A 12971-nucleotide genomic window follows, 5' to 3' on the forward strand; every position below is an offset into this window, starting at 1 on the left:
ATGCCTAGCGTTCTTCCCTTGGGCGACCCGGCGCCGCCGGACGGGCTGCTGCCCGGCCAGGCGCTGGAGGGTGCCGCGGAACGGGCCTTCGGGCTCTACGTCCACATCCCGTTCTGTGCCGTGCGCTGCGGCTACTGCGATTTCAACACCTATACGGCCACCGAGCTGGGCGGCGGGGCATCGCAGGATGCCTACGCCACCACCGCCGTCGCGGAAGTGGACTTCGCCGCCAGGGCCCTGTTGGACTCCGGCCTGCCGGGGCGGCCGCTCGGGACCGTGTTCTTCGGCGGCGGAACGCCCACCCTGCTCCCCGCCGAGGACCTGGCCCGGATCCTGGCCGCAGCGATCGCCGCGTGGGGCCTGCAGCCCGGCGCCGAGGTCACCACGGAAGCGAACCCGGATTCCGTCACGCCCGCATCCCTGCAAATGCTGGCCGACGCCGGGTTCACCCGCGTCTCCTTCGGCATGCAGTCCGCCGTGCCCCACGTCCTGAAGGTCCTGGACCGCACCCACACCCCCAGCCGAGTGCCGCAGGCGGTGCAGTGGGCCCGGGACGCCGGCCTCGCCGTCAGCCTGGACCTGATCTACGGCACCCCGGGGGAGTCGCTGGACGACTGGCGCTGCTCGCTGGAGACCGCACTCTCCTACGGCCCGGACCACATCAGCGCCTACGCGCTGATCGTGGAGGACGGCACCAAGCTCGCCGCCCAGATCCGCCGCGGCGAAGTTCCCGGCATCGACGACGACGACCACGCGGTCAAATATGAACTCGCCGACGAACTGATCACCGCCGCCGGGCTGCGCTGGTACGAGGTCAGCAACTGGTCCCGCACGCCGGACCAGGCCTGCCGGCACAACCTCGCCTACTGGCGCGGGGACGACTGGTGGGGGATCGGCCCGGGCGCACACTCACACGTCGGCGGGGTGCGCTGGTGGAACGTCAAGCACCCGACCGCGTACGCGGGACGGCTCGGTGCGGGGGTATCGCCCGCGGCCGGACGCGAAACGCTCGACGCCGAAACCCGCAACGTGGAGCGCATCATGCTCGAAGCCCGGCTGGACTCCGGTCTGGAGATCGCCAGCCTGGGTGGACTGGGGGACACCGGGCGCCACGCCGTGGCCGGGCTCATTGCCGACGGCCTCGTGGATCCCGCCGCGGCCTTCAAGGGCCGGCTGGTCCTCACGCTCAAGGGCCGGCTGCTCGCCGACGCCGTCGTCCGCCGGATCCTGCCGGACTAGCAGCCGTCCCCCCGGCGGCCGGGGCCGCCTCCTGCCTGGTCCGGTTGCCTGAGCCCCTGCCGGAGCCGGGGCGGCCCTACTTTATCCAGCGCAGGTTGAACTCGTAGCGGTGAGGCTGGCCGCGGTTGACGTGGATGCCCGCGGCGACGGAGAAGCACGTGACGGCAATCCAGATCACGGTGGCGAGGACCGCGAAGAGGTTGCCCACCACCGGAATGAACACCAGGATGTTGGCGAGCACCGCGGCGATGGTCGGGGGCAGCGTGAAGTTGAGCGCTTCCTTGGACTCCTGCGCCGTGAAGGGCCCGCGGTCCTTGAAAATCAGGTAGATCAGCAGCGCCGGAACGCAGCCGAGGATGCCGCCGAAGTGCGCCAGCGTGGCCCACTGCCGGTCCTCGTTCGCCGTCAGTGGCAGCGCATTTGCGGGAACGCCATGGTACGGGGGCTGGCCATGGCCGGCCTGGTGGCCCGTGTGTTCGCGTGCGTTATCTGCCACGGTTGCCTCCTTCGGATTTGCGGTGATGCGTTGGTGCCTTGGACGAGACGGAGCGCGCATGGAGCGCGGCCCGTACCAAGAATACTTGCCTTGCCGTGAAAAGAAGATCAGGGCCCGCCCGGGACGGTGCACAGGCCGGGTCGCTAGGGCACGGTGAGGAAGTCGATGACCTCTTCCACCCGGCCCAGGAGGGACGGTTCCAGGTCTGCGTAGCTGCGGACGGCGCCGAGGAGCTTCTGCCAACCCAGCCCGATGTCCTCCTTGGTGCTGTGCGGCCAGCCGAAGGCCCTCAGGATGCCGGTTTTCCAGTCCATGCCGCGGGGGATCACCGGCCATTTGTCGATGCCCAGGACGGCAGGGCGGATGGCCTGCCACACGTCAACGTAGGGGTGGCCCACGATCAGCACGTTTCCGGCAGCGCCGGGGGATGCCATGACGGCGTCGGCGATCCTGGATTCCTTGGAATCCGGCACGAGGTGGTCCACCAGCACGCCGAGCCGGCGGCCCGGGCCCGGGCGGAACGCCGCCACGGCGCCCGCGAGGTCGTCAATTCCGTGCAGGGGCTCGACGACGATGCCCTCCACCCGGAGATCGTCGCCCCAGACCCTCTCGACGAGTTCGGCGTCGTGCTTGCCTTCCACCCAGATCCGGCTCGCCTTCGCCACCTGGGCGCGCTGGCCCTCCACCCGGACCGAACCCGACGCGGTACGGGCCCCGGCGGGGGCCGGGCTCTTCCGGGGTGCCGGCGGCATCAGGCGGATGGGCTGGCCGTCGAGCAGGAAACCGAAGCCGAGCTGGAAGGACCGGGACTTGCCCCGGCGGTCTTCCAGGGCCACGACATGCATCCCGCCGGACTTCTCGACGCGCGTGACGGCGCCGACCCAGCCGGTCTGCACTTCCTCGAGCACCATGCCCCGCTCCACCGGGACCTCGGGCAACTGCTTCGCGGCGGGGGCGGACAGGTCCTGGGGTCCCCAGTTCTGGTACGACATCTCTTACACACTGCCTTGCACTCGGAATGTACGGGGGTCAGGAAACGATCGGGGCCCCGCAGGGCTGTGCCCGGAAACAACTGTGCCCGGAAACAGCTGTGCCCGGAAACACGAGCCGGGAGCGGCACCTGGAGCGAATCCAATGCTAACAACGCGGCGGCTCATATTAGACTGGTTAGCACTTAGGTATGTCGAGTGCTAACCGCAGGCCGCTTTTGCCGGCCGCCAGCGGCCGGCACCGCATGCGGGACAGCCGATTGGAGGTGGAGCGTGAGCGAACCGCGCAAACTCGAAGTGCTGCGCGCCATCGTGGAGGACTACGTCCATTCCCGCGAGCCCGTTGGCTCCAAGGCACTCGTGGAACGGCACCACCTGGGCGTGTCCAGCGCCACCATCCGCAACGACATGGCGGCGCTGGAGGACGAGGGCCTGATCACGGCCCCGCACACCAGCGCCGGCCGGATCCCCACGGACAAGGGCTACCGGCTCTTCGTGGACCAGATTTCGGCGGTCAAGCCGCTTTCCGCGGCGGAACGCCGCGCGATCCAGGCTCTGCTGGAGGGTTCCGACGACCTCGACGACGTGCTGGACCGGACCGTGCGGCTGCTCGCGCAGCTGACCAACCAGGTCGCCGTCGTGCAGTATCCGCTGTTGGGCCGCGCACGGGTACGGCACATCGAATTCGTGCTGCTCGCGCCCCGGAAGGTCCTTTCGGTCCTGATCGCGGACACCGGCAAGGTGGAACAGCGCATCATCGACATCGCCCAGGATCTGCCCGACGACGCCGTCGCAGAGCTGCGGAGCCACTTCCTCGGCAGTCTTTCCGGCACCCCGCTGACCCTGATGCCGCACAACCTGCAGGCCGTCGTGGCGAGCTGCCAGCCGCTCCGGCGGCCCGCGGCCCAGTCGCTCGCCCGCGGCCTTGAAGCCCTCGCCGCCAGCAGCCGCGAAGACCGCATGGTCATGGCCGGGACAGCGAACCTTGCCCGCTCCAACGTCGATTTTCCCCTGAGCATCGGCCCCGTGCTGGAAGCGCTGGAGGAACAGGTGGTCATGCTCCGCCTGCTCAGCGAGATGGCCCAGGACCCCCGCGGCGTGACGGTGAGCATCGGGCGGGAAAACCCGTACGACGGACTCGCCGAGGCCTCCGTGGTGGCGACGGGCTACGGCCCGGATGCGACGGCCAAGGTCGGTGTTCTGGGCCCCACGCGGATGGACTATCCCACCACCATGGCGGCCGTCCGCGCGGTGGCCCGTTACCTTTCGAGGATCCTCGGACCGTGAAAAACCATTCCTGAAGCCCCGTGACAGACCGGGGACCGACCCGTGGCCGTCGCACCCGAGGCTTTTGCCCCTAACCGGCAGTACCACTTACCGGCAGTACAACGAGGAAGAGAAACGAATCTTGAGCAGCCATTACGACGTTCTTGGAGTCTCCCGCGAAGCGACGGGGGAAGAGATCAAGAAGGCTTACCGCAAGCTGGCCCGGACCCTGCACCCGGACGTGAACCCCGGGCACGACGCCTCGGACCGGTTCAAGGCCGTCACCCACGCCTACGAGGTGCTCTCCGATCCGCAGAAACGCCGAATCTACGACACCACCGGCAACGAGAACGGCACCGACAACGGCTTCGGCGGGGGCAGCTACGCCGGCCAGGGCTTCGCCTTCCAGGACATCTTCGAGACCTTCTTCGGCGCCGGCGGCCAGGCCGGGCCGGCGTCCAGGGTCCGCCGCGGCCAGGACGCCCTGATCAGCGTACGGATCGACCTCCGCGACGCCGTCTTCGGCGTCAACAAAAAGCTCGAAGTCGACACTGCCGTCACCTGCCCCACGTGCGAAGGATCCTGCTGCCGCCCGGGCAGCCGCCCGGAACGCTGCGACATCTGCGGCGGCAGCGGCCAGGTCCAGCGTGCCGTGCGCTCCATCCTCGGCCAGGTCATGACCACCGCCGCCTGCGGAAGCTGCGAGGGCTTCGGCACCGTCATCAAGGATCCCTGCAACGAGTGCAGCGGCCAGGGCCGGATCCGCAGCCGCCGCTCGCTTACCGTCAAGGTTCCGGCCGGCGTCGCCACCGGAACCCGCATCCAGCTGTCGGGCCAGGGCGAGGCGGGCCCCGCCGGCGGCCCCGCCGGCGACCTCTACGTGGAGATCCGGGTCAACAACGACCCCACCTACGTGCGCGACGGCGACGACCTGCACGCGAGCCTGAACATCCCCATGAGCGCCGCCGCCCTCGGCACCGAAGTCAGCCTCGACACATTCGACGGGCTGCAGGAGATCGACGTCAAGGCAGGGACCCAGTCGGGCGAGGTCATCACCCTGCGCGGACTCGGCGTCACCCACCTGCGCGGCTACGGCCGGGGGGACCTGAAGGTCCACCTGCAGGTGGACACCCCCACCAGGCTCGACGCCGCCCAGGAGGACCTGCTCCGGCAGCTCGCGAAGCTGCGCGGCGAACAGTTCACCGACGGCAAGCTGGCCGCGAGCGGCGGCGTCTTCGCCAAGCTGCGGGACCGGCTCGGTAACCTGTAGCGGTGAGCAACCCGGTTTTCTTCACGGCCCCTGGCACCCTCGAGGCGCAGGTCCCCGGTTCGACCTTCGTCCTTGAGGGGGCCGAGGCGCGCCACGCGGTCACGGTGAAGCGCCTCGCCGTGGGGGAGACTGTCGACATTGCCGACGGCGCGGGCAGGCGGCTCACCGGCACCGTCACCGCCGCGGCGCCCGGCGAGCTGACGGTGGAGTGCCTGGACGTCGCCGTGGAGCCCCGGCCGGCGCTCCGCCTTGTCCTCGTGCAGGCCCTCGCCAAGGGCGACCGCGACGAGCTCGCGGCGGAGACCGCCACCGAGCTCGGCATCGACGCGGTCATCCCCTGGCAGGCGGAACGCTCGATCGTGCGGTGGAAGGCCGAGCGCGCCGCGAAGGCGCACGCGAAATGGCAGTCGGTCGTCACGGCGGCCGCCAAGCAGGCGCGCCGGGCCTGGATCCCCGAGGTGCGGGCCGCCGTCGACGGCCCCGGGCTGCAGGCGGCCGTGGCCGCCGCGGACCTCGCGGTCATCCTGCACGAGGATGCCGTCCGGCCGCTGCGCCAGGTGCTCGAGGCCTGGCTGGACAGCCGGCCGGGCGGGGACAACGACGGCGGCTCGCCCGCCGGACAGCCCCGCGAGATCCTGCTGATTGTGGGCCCGGAAGGCGGCATCAGCCCGCGGGAAGTGACACGGCTGTGCGGCGCCGGCGCCGTCACGGCGCTGCTGGGCCATCATGTGCTGCGCTCATCCACCGCCGGGCCGGCCGCGACCGCGCTGGCCAGCGACATCCTCGGCCGCTGGTAACACGCTGGCAGCAGCCCGAGGCTGTTTCAAGGCCGCTCGCGGCTATCCGGCAGACGGCCGGCGGACGGCCGGCGGCTATTTGACGGTGAAGCCGCGGGTGTCGGCGGTGGGGTCCTGGGCCGGGTTTCCCGCGTCAAGCTGGGACACCCGGACCTCGTAAGTTCCAGGGCCCAGGTTCACCGGCAGGGTGAACGCGCCGGGCCGGGCCGTGTCGGCGGAGGCGCTGGCGCTGCCGTCCAGGAACGGGGTCTTGGCGTTGCCGCCATCGACGCGCAGGACCTCCCAATGCAGCTTCCCGCCCGGAACGGTGCTCCGGCCATTGATCTTGACCGCTCCGCCGTCCACGGACGTCCCCTCCTGGGGATCGATGATCCACACCGGGGCGACCATCCCCATCCGGCGGGAGGTCGGCGAACCCAGCCGGACGTGGTTGAAGGCGAGGTAGTCGGTGTGCCCGTCCACGAGCACCACCACCTGGATCTGCTGCCCGGAGTCGATGAGGCCGGCGCTGGCTCCGGCCGCCGTCGCGGTATAGACGAGCTGCTGGACGGCGCGTTCGGCCATCGCCGCGTCCACATTGGAGTTGAAGGCGTCAGCTGACACGTCCACGGTGATCACGTTCTTGCCGGAAATGGAGGTGGCCAGCTTCTTCGGGTTCTGCCACGGCGTGAAGAAGTCCGGATCCAGCGGCTTCTGGGACATCATCACCTTCAGGGCCCGGGTGACGGGGTTGTCCTGTTCCGGCACATCACGGAACTCGCGGTAGAGGAACACGCTGTCGTTGCTCCGGCCGATCCAGTAGACCGGGGCCTTGTTGGCGGCCTGGGTGGTTTCCAGCGGCGCGCTGGTGGTCGGGGCACCGGCCGACACCTCGCCGGAGATGGCCTGTGAGGGGCTGCCGGAGTTCGTGATACCCGGCTGGGGAGTGGCGACGCAGCCGGAGAGGAACAGGGCTGCGGGCAGGATGACGCCCAGCACGGCCCGACGCGTGCGCGCGCCTGCTGCCGTTTGTCCAACTCCACGCTGCCTGATGGCCGCTGTCCTTTCCTGGGGCGATTCCTGCCGTGCCCACGGCCGGGTTCCTGCGTGGGATGCCCCGGCGGCGGCCGATTTCCAGCATGGCACACCGGCGCGGACCGGCGGCCGTGTTTTCCGTCCGGGGGACCAACTGCAACGGGAACGATATGAGGCCGATACGAAGTTGATACCTAAAACGGCGGCACGCCGTGCTGGCGTAAGATGGAAGAACCCGCTGAATCCCGGAACGCAAAGGCAAGCACCGAAAAGGCAAGCCCCGTCGGACCGGACCAGTGGGCAGACCATTTCCGAACTGGAGGGGACCAGAGGCCCGCGGGCCAACATCATGACTGAAGCAACGAACGGCAAGGCCCGGATCAGCGCCGGCGGGCGCGCCGCAGGTGAATTTCCCCACTCCCTACCAGGGCTGCGGACGGAGGTGGTCCTGTTCGATGACTCCGATCAGATGGTCCAGTCCCTCGGCAGCCATGACGAGGCCTTGCGGTTCATCGAAAACCAGTTCCCGGCCGTCGACTTCCATGTCCGCGGCAACGAGCTCTCGATCAGCGGGTCCTCCGCCGACGTGCCGCGGATCATGCGCCTGCTCAACGAGGTGCGCGGCCTGGTCGCACGGGGCACCGTCATCACCCCCGCCGTGCTGCAGCAGCTCGTGTCGCTGCTGCGGAGCCAGTCCCTGCAGAACCCGGTCGAAGTCCTGACCACCAACATCCTCTCCACCCGGGGCAGGACCATCCGCCCGAAGACACTGAACCAGAAGAACTACGTGGACGCGATCGACGCCAACACGGTGATCTTCGGGATCGGCCCGGCCGGCACCGGCAAGACGTACCTGGCCATGGCCAAGGCCGTGCAGGCCCTGCAGCAGAAGGAAGTCAGCCGCATCATCCTGACCCGGCCGGCCGTCGAGGCGGGGGAGCGGCTCGGCTTCCTCCCGGGGACCCTCAGCGACAAGATCGACCCCTACCTGCGCCCGCTCTACGACGCCCTGCACGACATGATGGACCCCGAGTCGATCCCGCGCCTGATGGCCGCCGGCACCATCGAAGTCGCCCCGCTGGCCTATATGCGCGGGCGCACCCTCAACGACGCCTTCATCATCCTGGACGAGGCGCAGAACACGACGCCCGAACAGATGAAGATGTTCCTGACCCGGCTGGGCTTCGGCTCCAAGATGGTGGTCACCGGCGACGTCACCCAGGTGGACCTCCCGTTCGGCACCCGCTCGGGGCTGCGGATCGTCGAGGAGATCCTGCAGGGCATCGAAGACATCAACTTCTCGGTGCTGGATGCCTCCGACGTCGTCCGGCACCGGCTGGTGGGCGACATCGTCAATGCATACGGCATCTGGGATGAGATCCAGAGAAACCGGGTCAAGCACTCCGTGGCCCGGGACAAGCGGGGAGAGCGCGCGTGAGCATCGAGGTCAACAACGAGTCCGGCATCGCCGTCGACGAAGCCGCGCTGGTGTCGCTGTCCCGGTTCATCTTCGAACGTCTCTTCATCCACCCGCAGGCGGAGCTGTCCATCCTGCTGGTGGACGAACCGGCCATGGAGAAGCTGCATATCGAGCTCATGGATGAGCCCGGCGCCACCGACGTGCTGTCCGTCCCGATGGACGAGCTCACCCCGGGCACCCCGGACAAACCGACCCCGCAGGGGATGCTCGGCGACATCGCGATCTGCCCCCAGGTGGCCCAGGTCCAGGCGAAGAACGCGGGACACTCCACCCAGGACGAGATGCTGCTGCTCACCACCCACGGCATCCTGCACCTGCTGGGCTTTGACCACGCCGAGCCGGAGGAGAAGGAAGAGATGTTCGGGCTGCAGCGTGAACTCCTGGCCGCCTTCACCGGCAAGGAAGCCCCCTCAGAGACGATTCAGTGACCCCACCGATCCTTGCCGGCATGGCGCTGGTGTTCCTCGGCTTTGCCGCCCTGCTGACGGCGGCGGAGTCCGCCTTCAACTACCTGCCCCGGCACGATGCCGAACAGGCCATCCTGCACAGCCGCGGCACCGCGCTGAAACGCGTCATGGCCCAGCCCATGGCCCATATGCGCGCCCTGCGGTTCTGGCGGATCTGGTTCGAGATGGCCTCTGCCGTCGCGGTGACCGTGCTGCTGCACAGCGTGCTGGACAACGTCTGGCTCGCCGGGCTGCTGGCCACCGGGATCATGGCGCTGGTGGGTTTCGTGATCGTGGGGGTGTCCCCGCGGCAGCTTGGCCGCGTCCACTCCGCCGCCCTGGTCCGCTTCAGCGCCCCGCTGATCCATGGGCTCTGTGGAGTGCTGGGACCCATCCCGGGCTGGCTGGTCACCCTGGGCAGCGCGGTGGCGCCCGGCGCGCCGGCCGACAGCGAGGCGTTCTTCAGCGAAGAGGAATTCCGCGAACTTGTGGACCGTGCCACCGAGTCAGATGTGATCGAGGACAACGAGGCCGAGCTGATCCAGTCCGTCTTCGACTTCGGCGACACCCTGGTCCGCTCGGTCATGGTGCCCCGGACCGACATCCTCTGCATCGACTCCGGGTCCAGCCTGCACCGGGCGATGTCGCTGTTCCTGCGCTCAGGGTATTCGCGGATCCCCGTCATCGGCGAGGACACGGACCAGGTCCTCGGGATCGTGTACCTCAAGGACGTCGCCGCCGTGCTGCACCGCCTGGGCCCCGGGCAGGAACCGCCCGTCGTCGACGAACTGGCCCGCGAGGTCCGCTACGTGCCGGACTCCAAGCCGGTCAGTGAACTGCTGCGCGAACTGCAGAAGGAATCCACGCACGTCGCGATCGTGATCGACGAATACGGCGGAACCGCCGGGCTGGTCACCCTCGAAGACCTCATTGAGGAGATCGTCGGCGAGATCGTGGACGAGTACGACACCGAAAGCGCCGAGGCCGTGGCGCTGGGGGACGGAAGCTACCGCGTCAGTGCGCGGATGAGCATCGATGACCTCGGCGAACTCTTCGACCTGGAGCTCGACGACGACGAAGTGGACACCGTCGGCGGCCTGCTCGCCAAGGCGCTCGGACGGGTGCCGATCGTCGGCAGCACCGTTGACGTCCACGGGCTGACCCTCCGGGCCGACCGGCTGGAGGGGCGGCGGAACCGCGTCAGCCACATCATTGCGGCGGCCGTTGCCAAGGCCGCCGTTCCGAATGAAACTGACCTTGAAGACCTTCTCGACGAGGCCGCACCAATCCAACAGGGAGTTCCACGTGAGCAAGCAGAATAAGTCCGACGGCGAGGCGGCCTATGGCGGCTACCGCGCCGGTTTCTCGGTGTTGGTGGGACGGCCCAATGCGGGCAAATCCACCCTCACCAACGCCCTCGTCGGCAAGAAGGTCGCCATCACGTCGGCCAAGCCGCAGACGACCCGGCACACCATCCGCGGGATCGTGCACCGGGACGACGCCCAGCTGATCCTGGTGGATACGCCGGGGCTGCACCGTCCCCGGACGCTGCTGGGCAAGCGCCTCAATGATCTCGTGGCCGACACCCTCTCCGAGGTGGACGCCATCGGCTTCTGCCTCCCGGCCAACGAGAAGATCGGCCCCGGCGACAAATTCATCGCCGCGCAGCTCGCCGCCGTCGGAAACAAGCCGGTCATCGCGATCGTGACGAAGGCGGACCTCGTGGACCGCCAGGCCCTCACCGAGCAGCTGCTCGCCGTGGCGGCGCTGGGCCGTTCGGTCCTGGGCGAGGAGGGCTGGAAGGACATCGTCCCGGTCTCCGCGGCGGACGGCTTCCAGGTGGAAACCGTGGCGGACGTGCTGATCGGCTACATGCCGCCGTCGCCGCCGCTGTACCCGGACGGTCACCTGACCGACGAGCCGGAGGCCGTGATGGTTGCCGAACTCATCCGCGAAGCCGCCCTGGAAGGCGTCCGCGACGAACTGCCGCACTCCCTGGCAGTCGTCGTCGACGAGATCGTGCCGCGTGAAGGCCGCCCGGAGGACAGCCCGTTCCTGGACGTCCGGGTCAACCTGTACGTCGAACGGCCCTCCCAGAAGGCCATCATCATCGGCAAAGGCGGCGCCCGGCTCCGCGAAGTCGGCACCACCGCACGGAAGGGCATCGAGGCGCTGCTGGGCACCCGCATCTACCTCGATCTGCACGTCAAGGTCGCCAAGGACTGGCAGCGGGACCCGAAGCAGCTCGTCAAGCTGGGTTTCTGAGCGGTTTCCGGCGCCCGCCGCCCCCATCGTCGCGTCCATCGGCGTTTTCCCAGACGGGGACACTAAAATGGGCTGACTCCCGTTCGTGAAGGAAGGCTCAACAATTGTCTCGACCCCGTGAAGACCGTGCAGACGGAACCGGCCCGCCGGTTCGGTCCGGCGCCGCTGCCCGGCACACGGAAGATCCTTCCGTTGGCCCGGCCCGGCACCTCGGGGCCGTCCGCCGGACACCCGGCTGGCTGAAAATCGGCACGGCAGTCGTCTCCGTCCTGCTGGTGGGCGTCATCGCATTCGGGGCCTACTGGGCGGTCCGGCTGCAGGGCAACCTCACCACGGGGTCGCTGGGAGCCGGCAGCACCAAGTCCGAGGGCGCGGTCAACGATTCGACGGACCGCATGCAGATCCTGGTCCTCGGCTCGGACACCCGCGACGGGAAGAACTCGCAATACGGCAGCGCCGACGACGCCACCGGCTACGGGCATTCCGATGTCATGATGCTGCTGGACATCTCTGCCGACAACAAACGCGTCAACGTCGTCAGCTTCCCCCGCGACCTGCTCGTGGACATCCCGAAGTGCAAGGACCCGAAAACGAACACGGCGTACCCGGCGCAGAAAGGCGTCATGATCAACGCGGCGATGTCCGAGGCCGGCATCGGCTGCGCCGTGGACACCGTCAACAAGCTCACGGGCCTGGAAATCGACCACTTCATGATGGCCGACTTCAACGCGGTCAAGGAGCTCTCCAACGCCGTGGGCGGCGTGCAGGTCTGCATCAGCGATGCCGTGTACGACCCGGATTCGAAGCTGCGGCTCCCGAAGGGCACGTCCACCGTCCAGGGGGAGCAGGCGCTGTCGTTCGTCCGCACCCGGCACGCCTTCGGCGACGGCGGGGACCTGGGCCGGATCAAGGCGCAGCAGGGCTTCCTGTCCTCGCTGACCCGGAAGATCAAGGACGACGGCACCTTGTCCAACCCGGCCAGTATGCTGGGGATCGCTGATGCGGTCACCAAGAACCTCACGATCGACGACGGCCTGGCGTCCATCCCCACGCTGCTGGCCGTCGGCAACCGGCTCAAGAACATCGACGTCGGCAAGGTCGCGTTTGTCGCCGTGCCGACCGTCCCGGCCGAAACCGACCCCAACCGGCTGCAGATGGCCGAACCTGCCGCCTCGCAGCTCTTCGCGGCCATGCGCAAGAACATCGACCTGACCGACCCGACGGCGGCGCCGGACGCGTCCGCCGAACCCGGCGCCGGCCCCAGCGCGGAGCCGACCGCCAGCGCCGCCGCCCCGGCGTATGACAAGACCCTGCAGCCCGTCACGGTGGCCAACGGCTCGGGCGTCCCGGCGCGGACCCAGGAAATCCTGCAGGCCCTCACGGCCGGGGGCTTCACCCAGCACGGCCAGCTGACCGCCCGGACCGTCGCGACGACGGCCGTCTACTACGGCGCAGGGTTTGCCGATGTCGCCGCGGACGTCGCCGCCCTGCTCGGGGTTCCCGCGGCCCAGGTCCTTCCGGCGGCCGGGGTCGCCGGCGTCCAGGTCTACGTGGGCACTGATTTCGCCGGCGGGGTCCCGGCAGCCACCACCGGCGCCGCCCCGGTGCAGCTGCCGTCCGACATCGTCAACCAGACGGCCGGGGACACGGTCTGCCAGCAGGCCAACCCGGCGCTGATCACCCGCTGACCCGGGCCGGCCGCAAGCGGC

General features: G+C 69.0%; 12 protein-coding genes. 9 read left to right on the top strand and 3 right to left on the bottom strand.

All coding sequences use genetic code 11. The features are described from left to right. Nucleotides 1-1239, top strand: coding sequence for a radical SAM family heme chaperone HemW (gene hemW, locus ACQCSZ_RS08050; protein ID WP_427007499.1), 1239 nt, complete (start codon nucleotides 1-3; stop codon nucleotides 1237-1239). A 76-nt stretch (nucleotides 1240-1315) separates the two neighbouring features. On the opposite strand, the gene ACQCSZ_RS08055 is transcribed toward hemW, so the two are convergent. Together ACQCSZ_RS08055 and ACQCSZ_RS08060 are read right to left on the bottom strand one after the other, a co-directional pair. Beyond that, complete coding sequence (locus ACQCSZ_RS08055; protein ID WP_427007500.1) at nucleotides 1316-1735, bottom strand: DUF4870 domain-containing protein; 420 nt, start codon at nucleotides 1733-1735, stop codon at nucleotides 1316-1318. A 143-nt stretch (nucleotides 1736-1878) separates the two neighbouring features. Then, nucleotides 1879-2727: a DUF3097 domain-containing protein gene (locus ACQCSZ_RS08060; RefSeq protein ID WP_427007501.1), complete on the bottom strand. Its 849-nt coding sequence runs from the start codon at nucleotides 2725-2727 to the stop codon at nucleotides 1879-1881. 270 nt (nucleotides 2728-2997) lie between these two features. Here ACQCSZ_RS08060 and hrcA point away from each other — a divergent pair, with 270 nt between their 5' ends. From hrcA to ACQCSZ_RS08075, 3 genes are all read left to right on the top strand, one after another. Further along, on the top strand, nucleotides 2998-4011 hold the full coding sequence (gene hrcA, locus ACQCSZ_RS08065) for a heat-inducible transcriptional repressor HrcA (protein ID WP_427007502.1): 1014 nt from the start codon (nucleotides 2998-3000) through the stop codon (nucleotides 4009-4011). A 121-nt stretch (nucleotides 4012-4132) separates the two neighbouring features. Next, nucleotides 4133-5260, top strand: a complete 1128-nt coding sequence (gene dnaJ / locus ACQCSZ_RS08070) for a molecular chaperone DnaJ (protein WP_427007503.1) — start codon at nucleotides 4133-4135, stop codon at nucleotides 5258-5260. Nucleotides 5261-5262: 2 nt separating this feature from the next. Beyond that, entirely contained in the window at nucleotides 5263-6057 is a 795-nt protein-coding gene (locus tag ACQCSZ_RS08075; protein WP_427007504.1) for a 16S rRNA (uracil(1498)-N(3))-methyltransferase, read from the top strand. Between the two features lie 75 nt (nucleotides 6058-6132). On the opposite strand, the gene ACQCSZ_RS08080 is transcribed toward ACQCSZ_RS08075, so the two are convergent. Continuing rightward, the gene (locus ACQCSZ_RS08080; RefSeq protein WP_427007505.1) at nucleotides 6133-7035 is read right to left on the bottom strand and encodes a GerMN domain-containing protein; all 903 of its coding nucleotides are present in this window, start codon (nucleotides 7033-7035) and stop codon (nucleotides 6133-6135) included. 385 nt (nucleotides 7036-7420) lie between these two features. On the opposite strand from ACQCSZ_RS08080, the gene ACQCSZ_RS08085 reads away from it, so the two are divergent. The 5 genes from ACQCSZ_RS08085 (at nucleotide 7421) to ACQCSZ_RS08105 (ending at nucleotide 12950) form a co-directional block, all read left to right on the top strand. Next, nucleotides 7421-8509, top strand: coding sequence for a PhoH family protein (locus ACQCSZ_RS08085; RefSeq protein ID WP_427007506.1), 1089 nt, complete (start codon nucleotides 7421-7423; stop codon nucleotides 8507-8509). After that, the gene (gene ybeY, locus ACQCSZ_RS08090) at nucleotides 8506-8979 is read left to right on the top strand and encodes an rRNA maturation RNase YbeY (protein WP_427007507.1); all 474 of its coding nucleotides are present in this window, start codon (nucleotides 8506-8508) and stop codon (nucleotides 8977-8979) included. The genes ACQCSZ_RS08085 and ybeY overlap by 4 nt, the downstream gene beginning before the upstream one ends. Further along, nucleotides 8976-10319: a hemolysin family protein gene (locus ACQCSZ_RS08095; protein ID WP_427007508.1), complete on the top strand. Its 1344-nt coding sequence runs from the start codon at nucleotides 8976-8978 to the stop codon at nucleotides 10317-10319. The genes ybeY and ACQCSZ_RS08095 overlap by 4 nt, the downstream gene beginning before the upstream one ends. Continuing rightward, nucleotides 10303-11262 carry a GTPase Era gene (gene era / locus ACQCSZ_RS08100; RefSeq protein ID WP_211880319.1) on the top strand — a complete coding sequence of 320 codons (960 nt, stop codon included), beginning with the start codon at nucleotides 10303-10305 and terminating at the stop codon, nucleotides 11260-11262. Before ACQCSZ_RS08095 ends, era begins: the two co-directional genes overlap by 17 nt. Nucleotides 11263-11366: 104 nt before the next feature. Next, nucleotides 11367-12950 carry an LCP family protein gene (locus ACQCSZ_RS08105; protein ID WP_427007509.1) on the top strand — a complete coding sequence of 528 codons (1584 nt, stop codon included), beginning with the start codon at nucleotides 11367-11369 and terminating at the stop codon, nucleotides 12948-12950. Nucleotides 12951-12971 lie beyond the last annotated feature (21 nt).

This window comes from Pseudarthrobacter sp. H2 (assembly GCF_050157045.1).
Lineage (GTDB): Bacteria > Actinomycetota > Actinomycetes > Actinomycetales > Micrococcaceae > Arthrobacter.

Bases quoted from the DNA above. Each gene is read 5' to 3' on its own strand.
- hemW (WP_427007499.1), top strand. From the start codon at position 1: ATGCCTAGCGTTCTTCCCTTGGGCGACCCGGCGCCGCCGGACGGGCTG.
- ACQCSZ_RS08060 (WP_427007501.1), bottom strand. From the start codon at position 2,727: ATGTCGTACCAGAACTGGGGACCCCAGGACCTGTCCGCCCCCGCCGCG.
- ACQCSZ_RS08085 (WP_427007506.1), top strand. From the start codon at position 7,421: ATGACTGAAGCAACGAACGGCAAGGCCCGGATCAGCGCCGGCGGGCGC.